The organism is Rhizobium sp. 22-785-1, assembly GCF_053521965.1.
Window position 1 is genome coordinate 70214 of sequence record NZ_JBNWDI010000003.1, and the last position, 19048, is coordinate 89261.

Consider the following 19048-nt stretch of genomic DNA (forward strand, 5'->3'; position numbering starts at 1 on the left):
ATTCGCCACAACCTACGGAAGTGTAAACATTCGAGAGTGGGAACGGTCATACCGCGCGTGCGGCATAGCCAGCGTCATCCACTCTGCCAGAACGGCTACTTAACGGACTAATCTTCCAACTCGATCCATACCGGTGCATGGTCACTGCTGCGATCCCACCCTCTCACATGCTTGTCGACTTCGGCGGCGACGAGGCGGCAAGCAGCCTCCGGGCTAAGAAGGAAGTGATCAATTCTGAGACCAGCATCTCGGCTAAAAGCGTTCCTGAAATAATCCCAGAATGTGAAGACGCGCTCGTCAGGATGAAGATATCTCAGAGCGTCAGTCCATCCTTGGTCAACGATCGCCTTTAAGGCGTTTCGCACCTCGATGCGAAAGAGCGCATCGTTCTTCCATCGCTCCGGTTTGTAGACATCGAGTTCGGTCGGCATGACGTTGTAATCGCCGACGAGGATCGAAGAGACGTTGAGCTCGAGAAGCTCTTCAGCGTAAGCCCGCAACCGCTTGAGCCATCTGAGCTTGTAATTGAATCTTGGACCGGGATAGGGATTGCCATTAGGAGCATAGAGACAGCCGATCAACATCCCATCGGCGATCGCCTCCATGTAGCGGCTTTGATCGTCCTTGCTATCGCCTGGCAACGTCCGTCTCGTGAGATGCGGCTGCTGGCCTTTGGCCAGGATTGCTACACCATTCCAGGATTTCTGCCCCAGCCAAACGGCACCATAGCCGGCCGCCTCTATCGCCTTGATCGGAAACTTGTTCTGCGGGGCTTTCAACTCTTGAAGACAGACAATGTCCGGCGACGCCTCATCAAGCCAATGGATAAGGTTCGCCAGCCGCCCGTTCACACCATTGACGTTGTAGGTCGCAATTTTCAAGTTTTGACCTCGTCCATACCGTGCAACGCCGTACGAGCCTTTAGCACCGGCGGCGCAGAAAGACCGAGCGTCAGACGCTCGGCCTTGTCATTTCAAATTTTGCGATCCACCGCATATTCGGGCGCTCTACACAGGCTCATTTAATGAGAGCCCGCACCTCAACTGCGGTCCGTATCGCCATTTTGAAATGTCCGGCGTCCATTGTTCTGAGGCGGCTCGAATTCGTCAACGGGGGACGGCACGGGTTCAACAGGATCGTGCTCAACACCCTCTGCAGCAGGCCAGTCATTGGATGGCTCGTGGACCTGCTCCTCGTCGACTGTCCCAGTCGACGTTGGCGGCGATACGCCACCGCCATGATCTGCCGACCATGTCTGCGTGTCGTTTTTGTTGTTCTGATTGGATTTGTCGTTCATCACCAAACTCCCAAGTTGCGAAAGCTAACCCGGTAGAACGAGAGTTGTTCCGCGCAAAAGGTTCTGCTCTGCCAACTCGCTCAAGATGCAGGTTGCCATGACCTGCCGGCACAATCGTTGATCTTTCTCTGATCTGTTGCTGCGCGTCGGATCTTCCTAAAGGCTACGCCGGAAGCTCGCCGCTCATCGTTTGAGCCGCAAGCCGGTGTGCCTTTATCTCTCCCACGGGGGAACGAAGCGGCGATCTTGGTAATCCGCGAGGTATCCCGAATGAATCGGGTTCAGCCAGTTATCACCCTTGAAGAAACCGATGGCGGACACGACCATCCCGCCATCGACCGGCGTGACGTCAAGAGCTGACCGAAAGCTTCCTTCCGTGCCAACGTTTTCCAAGGCGTCGAGTACACCAAGCCTCTCGTCATCGATCTCGAACAATTCGCCGCGAACGCGAAGCCCCTGCCCCGGTCGATCCAGCATCATCGGGCCGAAAAAATCGGCAGCAATGTAAAGTGGATAGGGCTTCAGCGTTTGCACATCGCCAATGTAGCGAGCGCCGGACAGACCCTTATCGTGGAGAGCAAAGCCTCGTTTTAAAGTCCCATAAATAAATACGTCCAATGCGAACTCCTACAATGGCGCAGGTACGAACGCAGCATTTGGAGAAGTCGTTCCGGTTGGATTGCGCACAACCAAAGGCGTTGAGCGATCAATGTCAATTCTCAGCTACGAGATGACCCTTCGAGACTTCACGAAACCGCGCAGGCATAACCTTGTACTCTACCGGGCGTATGGGGCTCTTCAGTTCCTCGACGACAGCCGCGCCCTTCACCCGGCGACGCTCCGGGTCGGGAACCGGCACCGCAGCCATGAGGCGCTTCGTATAGGAGTGCTGCGGGTTACCGAAAACGGCAGCGCGCGGCCCGATCTCGACAATCTCGCCGAGATACATGACCGCTACCCGATGACTAACGCGCTCTACAACAGCCATGTCGTGGGAGATGAACAGGAACGACAATCCGAGGCTTTGCTGAAGGTCAAGCATTAGATTGATGACCTGCGCTTTGACCGATACATCCAGCGCCGACACGCTTTCATCGGCCACGATGACCTTCGGCTTCAGGGCCAATGCGCGCGCGATACATACGCGCTGCCTCTGCCCGCCGGAAAACTCGTGCGGGTAGCGTCCCGCCATGTCCGGTGTGAGGCCGACCTTCGTCAGCATGTCCGCGACGACGACCTTCGCCTCTTTCGCATTTCCCATCTTGTGCTCAAGGAACGGCTCGGCAATTGCCGCACCGACGGTCATGCGCGGATTGAGCGAGGCAAACGGATCCTGGAAAATCATCTGGACGGATTTTCGCATCTCGCGCATCTCTCTTTTGTCCAGCGCCAGTACATCGCGCCCCTCTACGATTACAGAGCCACTATCCGGCTCGATCAGGCGCATAATTGCGCGTCCTGTCGTCGACTTGCCGCATCCGGATTCGCCCACGAGCGAGAGCGTTTCACCCGCCTGAAGATCGAAGGATACATTCTCTACCGCGTGTACGCGTCCGGTCAACGAACCGAAAAGGCCGGAATGAATGTCGAAGCGCTTGGTCAGATTGCGAACTTCCAACACGGGACGACCTTCAACAACGGTGTCCTTCACCTCTACAGGCACATCCGACTTACCCGTCCCTACATCCACCATCGGAAAGCGTAGAGGTTTCTGGTGTGCTTGCATGGAGCCTAAAACCGGGACGGCAGACAGAAGAGCGCGGGTGTAGGGATGCTGTCCGCGGTGGAAGATATCTGCCGTCGCGCCAGTCTCAACCTGCTCCCCACGGAACATGACCACAGTGCGGTCCGCGATTTCGGCAACGACTCCCATGTCGTGGGTAATGAAGAGAACGGATGTCCCCTCCTCCTCCTGCAACATCTTGATGAGATCAAGGATCTGGCCCTGAATGGTAACGTCGAGTGCAGTGGTTGGTTCGTCGGCGATCAAGAGAGCGGGTTTGGTTGCCAGTGCCATGGCAATCATCACGCGCTGGCGCATGCCGCCGGAAAAGCGGTGGGGATATTCGTCGAAGCGAGACGCCGCAGACGGAATGCGCACTTTCTCCAGAATACGGATGGTCTCGGCACGCGCATTCGCCTCGCTCATCGGCAAGTGCGAAAGCAACGCCTCGGAGATCTGATCACCGATGGTGAGCAACGGATTGAGGCTCGTCATCGGTTCCTGAAAGATCATCGCAACATCGTTGCCGCGCACCTTGCGCATCTCTTGCTCCGAGAGAGCAAGAAGATCGCGCCCGCCGAGCAAGACCTTACCCTCTATCCTGCTCATATCCGGCTGCAACAGTCGCATGATGGAGAGCGATGTGACCGACTTGCCGGAGCCGCTTTCACCGACGATGGCAACCGTCTCGCCGGGCATCACCGTAAAGGAAATGTCACGCACTACCGGTTTCCAGGCGCCATCGACAAGGAAGGAGGTTCTGAGCTTTTCCACCGCCAGAACCGGGCCGGTCGCCGGCTCGGTTACGGTCTTGTTCAAGGTGCTGGACATCATCATCGTCATTCCTCATCAGACTTCGTGGAAGCGGCAGGGCGTTACCGCCCTCGCCGATCGAAAGGCTCAGTCGGGCCAGCGCAAGGCGCCATCGAAACGATGGCGGCTCAAGTCCTCGAACGGCGTGGCGATCACCTCGTTTGAAGCGCGTGCAGTATCCAGTTCCTCAGCAAGCCGGGCTGCGACAATGCGTTCCTGGCCGGGGTGGAGATTGCAGGGGTCCAGGTAGAAGTAATGATGCTCGACCTCATGGTCGCGCACGATGATCGGTGTCGGGCCACTGCGAAGACGTGCGGCAAGATCCCACGCGGTGATGTGGGCTTCCTGCGGCGAGACGATCACGCGCATACGATCGAGCGGATTGTTGGTCGGGTCCGGCTCGATCAAGGCGGTGATGCCGGGGCGGTTGGCAAGCGTTTCCTTCCAGAGGTTCAGATAGCCGGTCTCCCGGTCGCGAATGCCGGCGTGGTCCCGCTTTTCCCAAGCCTCCAAAGCCGCCATGACGCCGAAGATGCTTTCCTTGCCAACCTTCATGCCCCGACCGATCCCCATATTCTGAAGGAAGGCGTTGCGCACGAGTTCTTTCTTGCCGGCCACGATGCCGGAGGTCGGGCCACCAAGGAACTTGTGGCCGGAATAGAGCGCGATATCGGCGCCCTGTTCCAGGAATATCCGCAGGTCGTATTCGGATGCGGCATCAACAATGACCGGCACGCCCTTGGCATGCGCGATCTCGACGAATTCCTTAAGATTGAGCAAGCCGTAATCCACCACATGATGCGACACGACATAAACGGCAGCCGCTGTCCGATCGGTGATGGCATTTTCCATGTGATAGCGATGCGTGGAGGTCGCCTGGCCGATCATCACAACCTTGCCGCCTGCAAGCCGGATCGACTGATCGACCGGCGCGCCATAGCTGACGACATGCCCCATCTGCACCAGAACCTCGTTCTTCGGCGACGAGGTGTCCGGCAGTTTTTCGATCGCCAGAAGGTCAGGACCAGTGATTGTGGCAGCTACGGCAAGGCTGATGCCGGCGGAGCAGGACGCCGTAACGAAACCAGCTTCGCCGCCCGTTAAACGCGCAATGATGGTGCTTGCCTTGCGTTGAAGGTCGTTGATCTCCACGAATTGCGGCAGGATCGCCGCCATGGCCTCTATCGCTTCCGGAACCACAATGGACGCACCGAGGCTCGTCATCGTGCCTGAAACATTGATGACGGGGCGAAGTCCGATCTTCGTGCGGATATCGTCTGACATTCTCTTTCTCCAGTCTGTCGGCCTGTCTGGCCGTGATTTCTATTGCCCCGTGAGAGCCTATGCCATAATAACGCAATAGGTTCTTTGATCCGCGGGAGCGTGAATTGGATATGACGTCTTCATCTGCTGAAGCCTCCGAGCTTTCCTCGTCCGAGGACGTCGGAAAGGTGCGCCGCTCGCGCGTCAGCGGCATCGACCGCGCCATTCAGGTCATCGATTATCTGTATGAAACCGGCGCCCCGGCGGGTGCCTACGCCATCGCCAAGGCAGTGAAGGCGCCGCTTTCCACGATTTATGCCATCATTGATGACCTCGTGGACAAGAACATGCTTGCTCGTAACGACGACGGCAGCATCTGGCTTGGCGCCCGCCTCTATCATTACGGCCTCGCCTATGCGCGCTCGCTGGATTTCATGAGTGTCGCCATGCATGAGATGCACGATCTCTGCCGAGCTGCCGGCGAAACCGTCCAGGTGTGCGGGCGCGACGACGAGCATATGCTCGTTCTCGCCATGGCCGATGGCCCAAGCCATTTCCAGGTGGCGTCGCGCGTTGGAACGCGCGTGCCGCTGAACTGGACGGCCTCTGGGCGCCTTCTGGTGGGCCACATGCCGGAAGAGCAACGCATCGACCTCTTCAAACGTGGCGCGCGCATATCGCCGACCGGACGCGCCACAATCGATGCCAAGAGCCTTTCGGACGCGGCGCGCAAGGCCTTTGAGGAACGCCTGTCGATCCAGGCAGGCGAATCCGATTACTCGGTTGCCTGCATCGCCTCGCCGATCGTCGACAGTCGCGGAGACTGCGTTGCGACGATTTCCATCGTCCTTCCCGAACAGAAAATCGTGGCCGACAAGACCGGCTATGCAGACCGGGTCAAGGCGTCGGCCGCACGGATCGAACAGTTGATGGGATGGCGCAACCACTAATCGTCTCCTTGCCGGTCAATCCTGCAACGCGATGATCGCTTCGATCTCAACGGTGATGTTTCCCGGAAGCGAACCGAAGCCGACGGCAGAGCGGGCATGGCGTCCCGCTTCGCCGAAGACAGCATTGAACAGGTCAGAGCAGCCGTTGATGACCTGCGGATGATCCTTGAAGTCGGGTGAGGCATTGACCATGCCAAGAAGCTTCACCACCCGTTTGACGCGGGAAAGATCGCCCAGCGCCTCGTTCATCACCGCCAGTAGATTGATGCCCGTCAACCTCGCATCCTCATAGGCCTGCTCGACCGAGACATCCACGCCAACCTTGCCGGTATGCATGAAACCATTTGCTTCTCGTGGGCCTTGCCCGGACAGATAAAGCATGTTGCCTTCAACGACATGGGTCACAAAGTTTGCGATGGGCGGCGGTGCGGGCGGCAGGTCTATGCCGAGCGCGGAAAGCCGATCGCGCGGCGTCTGCGCCTTGGCTTCGATCTTGATCGGGGACTGTGTCACGCGAACTCCTGTCATCTTTTCATTCATTCCAGCGGCAATCCGCCATCCTATCGGTACGAGTAGCCGTGGCTGTGCCGCACAAGCTTGCGCGCGCGGGGTATGTAACGGCTAGCAGCAACGGCCTCTCCGCCGATGACCGCGTAGCGTGGCTCGAAGAGCTGCTTCAGCACCGAGACATCGCCATTGGAGTCGGTTGCTTCCAGATCGGAATCGACGAGATCGAAAATGGTGAAATCGGCGCGCGCGCCAACGGAAAGCCGGTTCTGCATATCGAGCTTGATGACCTCAGCCGGCGCATGGGTCACGGCGTTCACCACCTTGTCGAAGGGCATTCCGACCGACAGCAGCTTGGACATGGTGGTGGCCAGATCCCAGACCGGGAAGTTCATCGAGTGGCCGTGCAGGTCGGTCGAGATCGAGTGCGGCAGAAGCCCGCGCGCAATCGCCGCTTCCGCCACCTTGAAGGAGAATGATGCTCCCCCATGGCCTATATCGAGCCTCACACCTTCGGATGCGCAACGCTCCGCCAGATTGAACAAATCCTCGTCCTCCATGATCGAGGAGCCGGATTTGCCATTGAAGCAGTGGGTTACGACATCGCCGGGGCCTAAGATTTCCAGCACCTCATCATAGAGTGCTGGTGGTTCGCCGACATGAACCATCATCGGCACCTTGAGGATCTTCGCGATCTTCTTGCCAAGCTTGACCGGTGTCACGCCCCAGGAACCGGTGATGACATGGCTGGCGCGAACCTTGAGGCCGACGATATGCTCGCTGTTTTCGGCGTAGCATTCGAGAATGCGGTCGAGATCGATGTCCCTGATATCGCGCAGTTCTGCTACGCGGTTGCAGGCCACAAGCCCGATCGAACCGAGATTGAGGAACGCCTTAATGCGTTCTCTCGACGGCTCGATGATGTACTCCCTGAAACCATGGAAATTGGCTTCACCCGCCGAACCCGCATCCACCAACGTCGTCACGCCGCGCTCAGCACCACACTCGGAAGGCCGGATCGAGATATCGGTTCCGCCGTGCCAGATGTGAACATGAAGATCGACCCAACCTGGCGAAATCCAAGCACCTTTGCCGTCGATCACGGTCGCATCGTCAGACGCAAGCGCCGGTCCAATAGCGGCAATCTTGCCCTCGCCGTTCACCAGAATATCGGTGGCGACATCTTTATCACCTGCGCCAAAAGCCATGGGCTTGACGTTCTTGATCAGCAGCGGCTTTGCGTGTTGACCGGTCATATTACAAATCCCTTCGTAGTCTTGGATCGAGCATGTCCCGCAACCCGTCGCCGACCATTTGCAGCGAAAGGACGGAGAGAATGATGGCAAAGCCGGGGAAGTAGGTCATCCAGTCGGCTTGCCCGATATATTGGCGGCCAGCGGCAATCATCGTGCCCCAGGTCGGAATTTCCGGGCTGACACCCAGCCCGAGAAAAGACAGGCCCGCTTCCGCCAGCATGGCGCTGGCAAACAGGAACGAGGCCTGCACCAAGATTGGCGACAATAGATTGCGCAGCACATGCCGCGTCATGATGTGAAAGGTGGAGATGCCCAGCGCCTGAGCGGCCTCGACATAGGGAAGCTCCCTGATGACGAGCGTAGAGGCGCGCACGATACGGGCAAGACGCGGCGAATAGACAATCGACAAGGCGATGATCACGGTGGTGAGCGATGGCCCCAATGCTGCGACAAGCGCAATGGCAAGAAGAATGTCCGGGAAAGCCATCATCGCATCGATCAGCCGGGCAATCGGTGTGTCCAGCCGCTTGAAGAAGCCGGCGAGCAGCCCGAGCGTCACACCGATGATCGCCGACAACGTCACAACGGAAGCACCAACGAGCAGCGACAAACGGCCCGCGTAGATGGTGCGTGAGAAGACGTCGCGGCCAAACTCATCCGTGCCGAACCAGAAGGTTTCGCTGGGCGGCTTGAGGCGATTGACGATGGACAGCTTAGATGGCGAGTAAGGTGCAATCCAGGGCGCGAGCGCGGCCAGAAGTACGAAGATGACAAGCACGAACAGGCCAAAGGCCACCGTCTTGCGTTTCAGAAAGCGTTTCAGAAACTTCGTGCCTTCGCTCGCTGCAGGCGTTGGAGTGGTCGTGGCAATATCCGTCATCGGTTCCCGCCCCCTTTAGTAGCGCACACGCGGATCGATCAGCAGGTAGAGCATGTCGATCGCGAAATTGATGAGGACATAAAGTGCTGCAATGACGAGAAGCGCGCCCTGAATGACGGGATAGTCGCGCCTCAGAACCGCCGAGACAACGAGGCTACCCACACCCGGAAGACCGAAGACGGTCTCCGTCACAACGGCGCCCGAGATCAGCACCGCCGCCGTCAAACCAATGACGGTGAGTATGGGGATGAGTGCGTTCTTCAGCGCATGCTTCATGACGACGCGGCGTTCGACGACACCCTTCGCCCGGGCGGTTCGAATATAATCGTCACCCAGAACATCGAGCATCGACGCGCGGGTGAAACGCAGGATCAGAGCCGAAGACACTAGTCCAAGCGCGAAAGCCGGCAGCGTCAAATGATACATGCGGTCAATGAAGCTCGAGCCCGGGCCGCCGTAGCCGGAAACCGGAAAGAGGTTCAGCCGCACAGCAAAGAACTGCATGAGAATGAGGCCAAGCCAAAAGCTTGGGATGCTGGCCGCCAGCATCGCAACCGTCGTTGCGGCCTGATCGATGAAAGAGCCCCGGCGATAGGCGGCATAAATGCCGATCGGCAAGGCAATGACACTGGCAATCAGCAGCGAAAACAGCGTGAGAAAGAAAGTCGGCTCAGCGCGATCGAACAATGCCGCGGTTACAGGCATGTTGAGGAAGATCGACTGACCAAGATCGCCCTTCAGCATTTGGCCTAGGTAGTAGAAATATTGCACCGCCAGCGACTGATCGAGCCCTAGCCTGGTTCTCAAGTCCGCGATGTCTTGCGCAGACGCATCCGGTCCAAGCATGACGGCTGCGGGATCGCCCGGTGTGACGCGCACAATGATGAAGACGATCGTGACGACGAGAAACATCACGACGATCATGCCGATGAGGCGCTGGAGGATATATCGGATCATGGGCTTCGTTTTCCCTTGTCGCAGGGTAAAGGAGTCTGCTCGGACACGCTGTGATGAAATGCGCTTCGGTATCGCGCCAGCTCTCTACGCGTTCCACAGAACACGAGGCGATCACTGGCGCGATGCCGATCAGTCGAACCACTACTTCTTGATGGAAGCGTTCCAGAAGTAAGGCCAAGGTGCCGCTTCAATACCTTCGATCTTCTTTGACTTGGCGGCGACCGCATTGAAGTCGCCGATCTTCATGTAGGGAATTTCCTCATACATGGCTTTCTGCACATCGGCCCAAAGAGCGATGCGCTTCTGCGGATCGGATTCCGCCGAGAAAGCCTCAACCGTCTGCTTGCGCAGAGGCGTGTCCCACCAGCCGGGCGATGTCGGAGCAAGAGAACCGATCAAAGCGGGTTCGGGAAGGAATGGGCTATGGGTAATGTAGATATCCCAAAGCGCCTTGTCGGCACGGCGCTGGGTCAGCGTTGCCCAGTCCACCACCTGCATGTCCACCTTGAAGCCTGCAAGCTTGAGATATTCGGCAGCGACCTGCGCCATCTTGTAGTGGAACTCATACTGGCGGCTGGTGAGAATGCGGATCGGCTTTTCGCCGTCGTAACCGGCAGCCTTGGCGGCTGTGGCAGCGCCTTCCGGATCGGCAATATTGTAGTTGCCCTCAACACCCGCATCCGTATTCCAGATAAAGTTCTTCGGGTAGATATCGCCGTCAAGCGCGTAGAAGTCCGTGCTGCCGAAGGCTGCAGCCAGCATATCTTCCATGCTGAGTGCCTGGCGGATCGCCTTGCGCATGGCAACATCCTTCGCCAAGCCTTCGGCCGTGTTGAAGACGAAGACAGGATAGCCGAAGGGCTTCAGTACCAAGGGTTCAGTGGCGGAGGAGGATTTGATTTTGTCGAAGGACTCCACCGGAATGGAATCGATATAGTCATATTGCCCGGAGACCGCTGCCTCGACGCGAGTATTGGCGTCCGGCACCGGAACGAAGCGGATCTCATCGAGATATTGATGCCGCGCGCCGCCATAACCATTGCCTTCGCCGTCGCGTGACTTGTAGCCATCGAAGCGAATGAGCTGGATATATTGATCCGCCTTGCGCTCTTTCAGCATGTAAGGGCCAGTACCGATGAACTCCTTCATAGGCTCTTCCTGCTTTTCAGCTGGAAGAATAATGGCGGCCGAATTGTTGAAGGCGAGAAGCGAAACGAGTGGCGCGTAAGGCTGCTTCAATGTGATCGTCACGGTCGAGGGATCAGTCGCTTCGATCTTGTCAATGAACGACGCAGCCTGCTTGCCGCGAGAGGCAACCTTAACCCAACGATTGAGAGAGGCAACGACATCGTCCGACGCCATATCGGAACCGTCGTGGAACTTGATGCCGGAGCGCAGCTTGATCGTGTAGGTTTTACCGTCCGCGCTGATTTCAGGAAGGCTTTCCGCCAGAAGCGGTGCTGTCTTCCACTCCTTGTCGAAGGTGTAGAGCGTTTCGAAGATATGCTGCGTGACGATGCCGACGAGATCGGCGGTGGAGGCCATGGGGTCAAGTGTTGGCGGCTCACCAATCGTTGCGACATTGATCACCCCGCCGCGATCCTGCGCGAAGAGAACCGATGGGCTAACGATTAACGCGGTGGCGAGAAGAAATGCGAGCTTCAGTTTCATATCATACTCCCAGCTTCATTGTTCCGTTATTATGTTATATAAGCTTTTATAAGAGAATAACCGAAAGGGAGAGGCTGTCAATCTGGTTGTTGCTGCTGAGAAACGAGAAAGCTGATAAAGAGCGGACGCACATGTTGACCACGGCGAGCGCCGGCCCCATCTAAGCCTCCATGGCGAAGAAGAAATCCACCTGCGTACCGCACCTGAGAGAGTCGTGGACGCTGCAGCCCGCAGCAACGCTAGGGTCGTCGGTTCGCGCCAAGGGTATCTTGATGGAGTTGCGGGCCAAATTGCCTTTGGCGGTTCGCAAGGATTTGGATATTGCAGGCGTGGTTCTGACACTGTCGGTGCCGGAAGACGACGAAAACGACTTTAAGGCAGCAAGCGCCAAAATCTCCAAACTGCTGGAAACCATGGACAGCCTGCCCGTTTTACCGCGCGAGATCGAAGATATCCTTACAATCTCCACGACGGAGCGTCGTCGGTGGCTCGAGGATGGTCGCTTACCAAGCGGCGGGATCAGAACAGTGAGACTGCGTGGCCGGGCGAAACGGATCACCTTTCACGTCTTCGAACCGAAGGTTGTCGAAGAACTTCTCAACAGCGGCGTCATCGACGAATGGCGAGAACACGATATTGCCGCGAAGGCGGAGAACAGGAGGCGTGCGGCGCATCAAGCCAAGCTGACGCGCTCGCTCAAAAAGGCGAAGTTGGCTCGCCCGGCGAAACGTAACTCAGCCGAACTCTCCGGGTGGGAAGAGTTCGACCGCGATGGCCTTCTCAGATAACGCAAAGTTACGCTGAGACGCGGGCGACAAGCGGCGCCTGATGGACGACAATACGGGCGTGGTAGGGTACGCGCTGGTATAGATCGATCACGTCCTGGTTGACCAGTCGAACACAACCAGATGACGTCGCTTTGCCGATCGACTGCCATTCTGGCGAACCGTGGAGGCGGTAAAGCGTGTCCTTGCCATCCTTAAAGATGTAAAGCGCGCGCGCACCAAGCGGGTTCTTGATGCCGGGATCCATGCCTCCATTTTCGACCGAGAATCGTGCCAGTTTGGGCTGGCGAGCAACCATTTCGGCCGGAACCTTCCAGCGTGGCCACGCCTGGCGCCAATGAACGATCCCCTCACCTTCCCAGGCAAAACCGTCACGGCCGAGGCCCACACCATAGCGCATAGCCGTGCCGCCGGGTTCGACCACGTAGAGGAAGCGGTTTGGCGTATCGACGACCACGGTACCGGGCTTTTCGCCTGTCGGATCCAACACACGCTGACGGTAATATTTTGGATCGATCTGCTGGTAAGGGATCGCGGGAAGCATGTGCCCGCCATCCTCCAACGCCGCATAGCGCTGCTGCAACTCCGCCTCATCTGGCGGTACGATGGGCCGCCGAGCTGCTTGCGGCACCACGGCCGGCGTAGAGTTGGTCTGGCAGCCTGCGAGAGCGGCTGTTGCGGAAAGCGCTCCAAAGATGAAGCCGCGACGGGATACGCGCTGAAGAAGTGTCATGTGGGAGATCCATAGAAATTGCGCCTCCTTCTTGCCGATGGAACACCATGTGGCAAGCGGTGGAGGATCACATCCATGGCATCACACTCATATAGAACAAACGCTGCGCCAAAAGTGTCACGGTCATCGTGAGTGAGCTTGGATCACCGCAAGAAATGCCTCGCCGAAGCGCTCTAGCTTGGAAGGCCCGACGCCGGAAATATCCAGCATCTCGTCCTCGTCCGACGGCCGTTCCGTCGCGAGAGCGACCAGCGTCGTGTCGGGGAAAACCACGTAGGGCGGAACCCCCAGCTCCTTGGAGATTTCCATGCGCACCGCTCGCAATGCCTGGAAGAGTTCGAGATCGGCGCCTTCCAATCCAGACTTTGCATTTGCAGAACTCGCCGAAGATGACCGAGCCGCTTTGCCGGTCGTCGGTCGGTCCTTGCGAAAGCGGACCTGGCGTTCCTTCTTGAAGACGGCGCGAGAGTCGGGCTCAAGCTTCAAAGCGCCGTAGGCGGTATGATCAACGCTGATCAGCCCCGCCGCCAGCAACTGGCGGTAGACCGATTGCCAGGTCTTTGCCGGAAGATCCTTGCCGGCGCCGAAGACTGGCATATCGACGTGACCGAAGCGGATCGTCTTGTCATTCTCATTGCCAAGCAGAACATCGACGAGGTGACCGGTACCGAAGCGTTCCCCCGTGCGATAGATCGCCGCCATCGCCTTGATCGCGGCTTCCGTCCCGTCCCAGGTTTCAACTGGTTTCAGGCAGGTATCGCAATTGCCGCAACTGCCGCCGTGAGATTCGCCGAAATGCTTGAGGATCGCCTGCCTGCGGCAGCCGGCCGTTTCGCAAATGCCGAGCAGCGCATTGAGTTTGGCGCGCTCGACGCGCTTGATCTCTGGGCTTGAATTGCCCTCGTCGATCATTCGACCGCGTTGGATGACATCGGCCATGCCATAGGCCATCCAGACGTCGGACGGTAGTCCGTCGCGCCCAGCGCGCCCCGTCTCTTGGTAGTAGGCCTCCACCGATCCCGGCAGATCAAGATGCGCCACATAGCGCACATTCGGCTTGTCGATGCCCATGCCGAACGCGACCGTCGCCACGAGGCAAAGGTCTTCTTCTTTCAGGAACGCGTCCTGATGGCGGTCGCGCATCTCTCGCTCCATGCCTGCATGGTAGGCAAGCGCTCTTATGCCCTGCGTGTTCAGCCACTCCGCCGTTTCCTCCACCTTGGCGCGGGAGAGACAGTAGACGATACCGCTCGATCCTTTATGGCGCGAGAGAAAGCGCAGCAATTGCTGTTTCGGCTGGTCACGCTCGACAATTTCATAGGCGATGTTGGGGCGATCGAAGGAGGTGCTGAAAACCGCGGCATCTTGAAGCTGCAACCGTTCTATAATGTCATCGCGGGTATGAGGATCGGCCGTCGCCGTCAGCGCCATGCGTGGAACGCCAGGATACTCTTCTGCGAGGCGACCAAGCTCACGATATTCAGGCCTGAAATCATGGCCCCACTGCGAAACGCAATGTGCTTCGTCAATCGCAAAAAGCGCTATTTGCGTGCGACCGATGAATTCCTTGAAACCCGGCGTTACGATGCGCTCGGGTGTAACGTACAGAAGATCCAGTTCCCGGTTGTTCACCGCATTGCGCACGTCCATGAACTCTTCGCGCGAAAGGGACGAATTGAGAGCCGCGGCACGAACCCCGAGTTGCTTCAGCGCTTCTACCTGATCGCGCATCAGTGCGATCAGGGGCGACACCACAATGCCGAGCCCCTCCCTGCACAGCGCCGGAACCTGGAAGCATAGCGATTTGCCCGCACCTGTCGGAAACAGGACCACAGCGTCGCCGCCGGCCATGACTTGGTCGACGACCTCGTGCTGGCGCCCACGAAAAGACGCGTAGCCATAGACGCGTTTCAGTAGCGAGAGTGGTGCTTCGCGGGCTTCATCGACAAAAAGGCGGCTGGTCGGACTCTGAGATGGCGGCATGGAATCGCTCATTACGCTAAAATCACTCTATGCCATAGGTCAGAAATTTTCGCGATCAAAAGCCTGAGGCCATTCCAGAACGATACCTGCGAAAAGAAATCCATATCGATTGAGACTGCCAGAATGGCGGGAACCTTCACTCAGCCCCCGGCGTTCCTCATTTTTACGAGGAGCGCTATTTTGACACCCATGCCAATCCGCTATCGCGCAGATCTGGAAAGCATTCGAGACGATGAGGCGGAAACCGTTTCCGGACTGATTGACCAGTTCGACGTTATCCTTGAGAAAACCGCCGAAGACTACGGCCACGCGGTGAGGTCCGTACACGCCAAATCGCACGGAATCATCGAAGCCGAGATGACGATCAAGCCGGACTTGCCGCCGGAGCTAGGACAAGGTCTTTTTGCGACAGCCGGCACCCACAAGGTTTATATGCGCCTGTCCACCAATGCGGGAGATATTCTTCCAGACGCAGTATCGCTTCCTCGCGGACTGGCAATAAAGGTCCTGGATGTGCAGGGGCCGCGCCTACCTGATGCCGAGGGTTCTACCCAGGATTTTGTGATGGTGAATGGGCCCGTCTTCCAAGCGCCCGACTCAAAGAAGTTTCTCTCCAGTCTAAAACTTTTGGCCAAGACAACTGACAGGATGGAGGGCACCAAAGTTGTTATGTCCAGTGTCCTTCAAACCGTCAACAAGGGCCTTGAGGCTGTAGGTATTTCCAGCCCCACTGTCCAGTCGCTCGGTGGCGCACCGAACCTCGATCCGCTTGGCGAAACCTATTTCAGCGTTACGCCCTTCCGCTATGGCGATTATGTCGCCAAATTCCGCCTTAAGCCAGTCTCAGCGGACCTGACCAAAAGAACCGGAACCGAAATCGACGCAAGCGTTCGTGAGGATGCCATTCGAGAAACGGTTCAGGCGGAAATGCAGAACACCCACGCGACTTGGGAGTTTCAGGTCCAGCTCTGTCGCGACATCGAAAAGCAGCCGGTAGAAGATCCAACTGTCGAGTGGAAGGAGGAAGAAGCGCCTTTCTTCACGGTTGCGACCATCACCGCGCGCCCACAGGACAGCTGGAGCGATAGCAACGTGAAAAAGGTCGACGAGGAGATGCGCTTCAGCATCTGGACGGGTCTTGCGGATCACCAACCACTGGGCAACATCAACCGCGCTCGCAAACAAACGTACCGCCACTCCGCGGAGTTTCGCGCGAAGTTCAATGGCTGCCCGTTTCACGAGCCAGCATGATAAGCGTGTCAGCTAGCCTCCATAAGGTGCTCTTCACAGAGCGCCTTTCTGTCGCATGATTGGAAGAACGCCATGACCGATACGATCCCAAATCCCGAGTCTGAAGGTCCCTCCGGTGGTTGGGGATCAGTCAAGTCGATTGCGCGCATCCTGGGCGACGACAAACCATCCCCAATGGTGCTTGAAGAACTGGCCCGGCAAAACAAGCCGGGTGGCGTCATGTGCGTATCCTGCGCCTGGCCGAAACCGGTCAATTATCACCCATTCGAGTTTTGCGAAAACGGTGCAAAGGCAACAATATCGGATTTGACCAGTGCCCGCTGCACACCAGACTTCTGGACCGATCACACGGTCAACACCCTTCGAGATTGGAAAGACTATGACCTTGAGCAGACTGGGCGACTGACGCATCCATTGCGTTACGACAGCAGAAGCGACCGTTATGTGGAGGTGTCCTGGGAGGAAGCATTCAATGACATTGGTCAGACTTTGAAATCGCTTCCGCATGAAAGCGTCGTTTTCTACTCCTCCGGACATGCGGGACTTGAGGCATCTTACCTGTACGCCCTCCTTGCCAGGACGTATGGAAACAACAACTTGCCTCAAAGCTCGAATATGTGCCATGAAACGACGTCCGTCGGCCTGAATAAGGTCATCGGTTCGCCCGTCGGCACGATTGTCTGGGATGACCTCGACCAAGCCGACGCTTTTTTCTTCTTCGGCCAAAATCCTGGATCCAATAGTCCGCGCTTCCTTCATCCCCTACAGGAAGCAAAGAAGCGGGGCGCCAAGATTGTGACGTTCAATCCCGTCGTCGAACAGGGGCTTGTTTCCTTCGTGAACCCGCAAAGCCCGGTGGACATGCTGACGGGTCACGAAACGCAGATTTCGGACGAATATCTTCAGGTCAGAGCGGGAGGAGATATTGCCGCGATCCTGGGTCTCTGCAAAGTCGTTGTCGAAGCGGATGACGCAGCACTCCGCGCTGGAACTCCACGCATCCTCGATATCACCTTCATCGAGGAACATACCGTCGGACTGGAAAGCTTCATCGATCTCGTTCGAGACACAGCATGGTCGGCAATCGAGCGGGAGAGCGGACTGACAGAGGCAGCCTTGCGCGGCGCGGGTGAACTTTACATCGCCGCCGAACGCGTGATCGGCGTCTACGGAATGGGCTTGACCCAGCACTCCCAAGGCGCTCTGAACATCGCGATGATCGTGAACCTGCTTCTGTTGCGGGGAAATATTGGTAGAGAGGGCGCAGGATGCTGCCCGGTCCGCGGCCACTCCAACGTCCAGGGACAACGTACAGTCGGAATAGCAGAGAAAACCAAGCTTATTCCGATGGACAAGCTGAAAACCCTGTTCGACTTCGATCCGCCAACCGAAGACGGCACGACGATCGTGGATGCGGTCAAAGGCATGATGGCTGGGAAGATCAAAGCGACCATTTCACTTGGGGGAAATCTGGTTCGCGCAGTCCCGGACCAGAAAGCGATGGAAGCGGCATGGGCAAGCCAGGATTTGACGGTCGTCGTGTCCACCAAGCTCAATCGCAGTCATCTGTTCCCCGGCGGGAAAGCCTATATTCTGCCGTGCCTCTCACGTCTTGAGCGCGACGAGCAGGCCTCTGGTGCGCAGTCTGTGACCACCGAAGACAGCTTCTCGCATATCTCCGGCTCAGTTGGCAAAAGAACGCCCGCCTCGAAACATCTAAAAAGCGAACTGGCCATCGTGACAGGGATTGCAAAGGCGGCGGTCGCCCCCAATCCGAAACTCAAATGGGATGAATGGACGGGCGACTACGGCCTCGTCCGGGATCTCATCGAAGCGACCTACCCAGAAGAGTTCCGCGCCTACAATGAACGCATGTTCGAGCCAGGAGGCTTCTATCGCGGCAACGCAGCACATAACCGCATCTGGAAAACCGAAGAGAAAAAGGCGGTCTTTACGACACCAAAGCAGTTGAATGCATTGGCCTTCGATGATGCCGATGGTCGCTATCGGCTCATCACCATGCGGTCGAACGACCAGTTCAACACAACGATCTACGGCTATTCGGATCGCTTCCGCGGTATCGAAGGTACCCGAGACGTGCTCTTGATGTGCCGGGAGGACATACAGTCAGCCGGGCTGTCCGAAGGGCAAGTTGTCACCCTTGTCAGCGATTTTGACGACGGCGTGGACCGTGAACTTGCAGGGCTTAAGGTCAGGGAACACAATCTTCCGAAAGGAACGATTGGTGCCTATTATCCTGAAGCTAACGTTCTTGTTGCTATCGATCACCATGACGAGCTTTCCAAAACGCCTGCGTCGAAGGCCGTGCCAGTGCGCATAAGAATTTGAGACTTCTTGCGCTCGCAGGCTCCGAATAACGCAAGACCGCATAGGGACAGGCGGTCTTCGCCAAGCGCTACTCCAATTGCCCGCAGGCAAAAACAGGTCGGCTTCCACACGCTGCATGATTGCGCACGGCGTGTATCGAACCAGTCCAGAATGTCATACATAGCACAAGATGAGAGCGAGCAACTTCGCACTTGCGCGCAGGCGCCGATCTTGGGAGAACAGCGCTCACTGCCCGTTCGAATGCATCACGGACCAACTTGATCATGGCTACATCTCATCATGAGTTCCCTGCCCCGGAAAATCCGGTGGACGCAGGCTCAGCCATTCGCAGTGAGCGGATGATAATTCTTGGCAGTCTGGACACGGCAAGCTTTCTGCCCTGGATTAACCGCCACGCCGCTAAGCTGGGCCTGAGACAGACAATCCATCATGCTGATCAGACACGCATTGACCTTATACTCACCGGGCCGCTCGAACTAATCGACGCCATGGAAATGGGATGCTCTCTGGGTCCGATCAGCGTCTGGGTAGACGATATTCAGCGCGTGGAAGCTGTAAACGAAAGCGTCTGAACAGCCGTTGATGGAAAACTGTACGGCTGCTGCAAAATAGCCTTTGCGTAAATATCAG

General features: G+C 57.4%; 17 protein-coding genes. 5 read left to right on the forward strand and 12 right to left on the reverse strand.

Annotated features, from left to right (window positions below; all coding sequences use genetic code 11):
- Positions 1 to 107: 107 nt before the first annotated feature.
- The 5 genes from xth to ACQZ5M_RS08015 all read right to left on the reverse strand — a co-directional run bounded on the left by xth (position 108) and on the right by ACQZ5M_RS08015 (position 5117).
- A complete protein-coding gene (gene xth / locus ACQZ5M_RS07995; protein WP_449079420.1) occupies positions 108 to 881 on the reverse strand; it encodes an exodeoxyribonuclease III in 774 nt (257 codons plus the stop codon).
- Between the two features lie 158 nt (positions 882 to 1039).
- Positions 1040 to 1297, reverse strand: a complete 258-nt coding sequence (locus ACQZ5M_RS08000) for a hypothetical protein (protein WP_296014122.1) — start codon at positions 1295 to 1297, stop codon at positions 1040 to 1042.
- A 213-nt stretch (positions 1298 to 1510) separates the two neighbouring features.
- On the reverse strand, positions 1511 to 1915 hold the full coding sequence (locus ACQZ5M_RS08005; RefSeq protein WP_449079421.1) for a gamma-glutamylcyclotransferase family protein: 405 nt from the start codon (positions 1913 to 1915) through the stop codon (positions 1511 to 1513).
- Between the two features lie 94 nt (positions 1916 to 2009).
- A complete protein-coding gene (locus ACQZ5M_RS08010) occupies positions 2010 to 3851 on the reverse strand; it encodes an ABC transporter ATP-binding protein (RefSeq protein ID WP_449079600.1) in 1842 nt (613 codons plus the stop codon).
- A gap of 69 nt (positions 3852 to 3920) precedes the next feature.
- Complete coding sequence (locus tag ACQZ5M_RS08015) at positions 3921 to 5117, reverse strand: aminotransferase class V-fold PLP-dependent enzyme (RefSeq protein ID WP_296014117.1); 1197 nt, start codon at positions 5115 to 5117, stop codon at positions 3921 to 3923.
- A gap of 110 nt (positions 5118 to 5227) precedes the next feature.
- Here ACQZ5M_RS08015 and ACQZ5M_RS08020 point away from each other — a divergent pair, with 110 nt between their 5' ends.
- Complete coding sequence (locus ACQZ5M_RS08020) at positions 5228 to 6046, forward strand: IclR family transcriptional regulator (RefSeq protein ID WP_296014115.1); 819 nt, start codon at positions 5228 to 5230, stop codon at positions 6044 to 6046.
- 15 nt (positions 6047 to 6061) lie between these two features.
- Here ACQZ5M_RS08020 and ACQZ5M_RS08025 read toward each other — a convergent pair whose 3' ends face one another.
- The 5 genes from ACQZ5M_RS08025 to ACQZ5M_RS08045 all read right to left on the reverse strand — a co-directional run bounded on the left by ACQZ5M_RS08025 (position 6062) and on the right by ACQZ5M_RS08045 (position 11317).
- Positions 6062 to 6574, reverse strand: coding sequence for a RidA family protein (locus ACQZ5M_RS08025; RefSeq protein WP_296014114.1), 513 nt, complete (start codon positions 6572 to 6574; stop codon positions 6062 to 6064).
- 32 nt (positions 6575 to 6606) lie between these two features.
- Complete coding sequence (locus ACQZ5M_RS08030; RefSeq protein ID WP_296098488.1) at positions 6607 to 7809, reverse strand: amidohydrolase/deacetylase family metallohydrolase; 1203 nt, start codon at positions 7807 to 7809, stop codon at positions 6607 to 6609.
- A gap of 1 nt (position 7810) precedes the next feature.
- On the reverse strand, positions 7811 to 8689 hold the full coding sequence (locus tag ACQZ5M_RS08035) for an ABC transporter permease (RefSeq protein WP_296014111.1): 879 nt from the start codon (positions 8687 to 8689) through the stop codon (positions 7811 to 7813).
- A gap of 15 nt (positions 8690 to 8704) precedes the next feature.
- Entirely contained in the window at positions 8705 to 9646 is a 942-nt protein-coding gene (locus ACQZ5M_RS08040; RefSeq protein ID WP_296014110.1) for an ABC transporter permease, read from the reverse strand.
- Between the two features lie 141 nt (positions 9647 to 9787).
- Positions 9788 to 11317: an ABC transporter substrate-binding protein gene (locus ACQZ5M_RS08045; RefSeq protein ID WP_296098486.1), complete on the reverse strand. Its 1530-nt coding sequence runs from the start codon at positions 11315 to 11317 to the stop codon at positions 9788 to 9790.
- Between the two features lie 170 nt (positions 11318 to 11487).
- On the opposite strand from ACQZ5M_RS08045, the gene ACQZ5M_RS08050 reads away from it, so the two are divergent.
- Complete coding sequence (locus ACQZ5M_RS08050) at positions 11488 to 12105, forward strand: hypothetical protein (protein ID WP_296014108.1); 618 nt, start codon at positions 11488 to 11490, stop codon at positions 12103 to 12105.
- A gap of 7 nt (positions 12106 to 12112) precedes the next feature.
- Here the strand turns inward: ACQZ5M_RS08050 and ACQZ5M_RS08055 are convergent, their stop codons facing one another.
- A complete protein-coding gene (locus tag ACQZ5M_RS08055; RefSeq protein ID WP_296014106.1) occupies positions 12113 to 12835 on the reverse strand; it encodes a L,D-transpeptidase in 723 nt (240 codons plus the stop codon).
- Between the two features lie 123 nt (positions 12836 to 12958).
- Positions 12959 to 14818, reverse strand: a complete 1860-nt coding sequence (gene recQ, locus ACQZ5M_RS08060; protein WP_449079422.1) for a DNA helicase RecQ — start codon at positions 14816 to 14818, stop codon at positions 12959 to 12961.
- 189 nt (positions 14819 to 15007) lie between these two features.
- Between recQ and ACQZ5M_RS08065 the strand changes: the two genes are divergently transcribed.
- The 3 genes from ACQZ5M_RS08065 to ACQZ5M_RS08075 all read left to right on the forward strand — a co-directional run bounded on the left by ACQZ5M_RS08065 (position 15008) and on the right by ACQZ5M_RS08075 (position 18990).
- Positions 15008 to 16069, forward strand: coding sequence for a catalase family protein (locus tag ACQZ5M_RS08065; RefSeq protein ID WP_449079601.1), 1062 nt, complete (start codon positions 15008 to 15010; stop codon positions 16067 to 16069).
- A gap of 72 nt (positions 16070 to 16141) precedes the next feature.
- Positions 16142 to 18418 carry an FdhF/YdeP family oxidoreductase gene (locus tag ACQZ5M_RS08070; RefSeq protein WP_449079423.1) on the forward strand — a complete coding sequence of 759 codons (2277 nt, stop codon included), beginning with the start codon at positions 16142 to 16144 and terminating at the stop codon, positions 18416 to 18418.
- A gap of 263 nt (positions 18419 to 18681) precedes the next feature.
- Positions 18682 to 18990 (forward strand): acylphosphatase, encoded by a 309-nt coding sequence (locus tag ACQZ5M_RS08075; RefSeq protein ID WP_449079424.1) that lies wholly within the window; start codon positions 18682 to 18684, stop codon positions 18988 to 18990.
- Positions 18991 to 19048 lie beyond the last annotated feature (58 nt).

What these genes read in the sequence shown, in the direction of transcription:
- ACQZ5M_RS08000 (WP_296014122.1), bottom strand. Translation starts at nt 1,297, where the DNA reads ATGAACGACAAATCCAATCAGAACAACAAAAACGACACGCAGACATGG.
- ACQZ5M_RS08010 (WP_449079600.1), bottom strand. Translation starts at nt 3,851, where the DNA reads ATGTCCAGCACCTTGAACAAGACCGTAACCGAGCCGGCGACCGGCCCG.
- ACQZ5M_RS08015 (WP_296014117.1), bottom strand. Translation starts at nt 5,117, where the DNA reads ATGTCAGACGATATCCGCACGAAGATCGGACTTCGCCCCGTCATCAAT.
- ACQZ5M_RS08020 (WP_296014115.1), top strand. Translation starts at nt 5,228, where the DNA reads ATGACGTCTTCATCTGCTGAAGCCTCCGAGCTTTCCTCGTCCGAGGAC.
- ACQZ5M_RS08025 (WP_296014114.1), bottom strand. Translation starts at nt 6,574, where the DNA reads ATGACAGGAGTTCGCGTGACACAGTCCCCGATCAAGATCGAAGCCAAG.
- ACQZ5M_RS08030 (WP_296098488.1), bottom strand. Translation starts at nt 7,809, where the DNA reads ATGACCGGTCAACACGCAAAGCCGCTGCTGATCAAGAACGTCAAGCCC.
- ACQZ5M_RS08035 (WP_296014111.1), bottom strand. Translation starts at nt 8,689, where the DNA reads ATGACGGATATTGCCACGACCACTCCAACGCCTGCAGCGAGCGAAGGC.
- ACQZ5M_RS08040 (WP_296014110.1), bottom strand. Translation starts at nt 9,646, where the DNA reads ATGATCCGATATATCCTCCAGCGCCTCATCGGCATGATCGTCGTGATG.
- ACQZ5M_RS08045 (WP_296098486.1), bottom strand. Translation starts at nt 11,317, where the DNA reads ATGAAACTGAAGCTCGCATTTCTTCTCGCCACCGCGTTAATCGTTAGC.
- ACQZ5M_RS08050 (WP_296014108.1), top strand. Translation starts at nt 11,488, where the DNA reads ATGGCGAAGAAGAAATCCACCTGCGTACCGCACCTGAGAGAGTCGTGG.
- ACQZ5M_RS08055 (WP_296014106.1), bottom strand. Translation starts at nt 12,835, where the DNA reads ATGACACTTCTTCAGCGCGTATCCCGTCGCGGCTTCATCTTTGGAGCG.
- recQ (WP_449079422.1), bottom strand. Translation starts at nt 14,818, where the DNA reads ATGCCGCCATCTCAGAGTCCGACCAGCCGCCTTTTTGTCGATGAAGCC.
- ACQZ5M_RS08065 (WP_449079601.1), top strand. Translation starts at nt 15,008, where the DNA reads ATGCCAATCCGCTATCGCGCAGATCTGGAAAGCATTCGAGACGATGAG.
- ACQZ5M_RS08070 (WP_449079423.1), top strand. Translation starts at nt 16,142, where the DNA reads ATGACCGATACGATCCCAAATCCCGAGTCTGAAGGTCCCTCCGGTGGT.
- ACQZ5M_RS08075 (WP_449079424.1), top strand. Translation starts at nt 18,682, where the DNA reads ATGGCTACATCTCATCATGAGTTCCCTGCCCCGGAAAATCCGGTGGAC.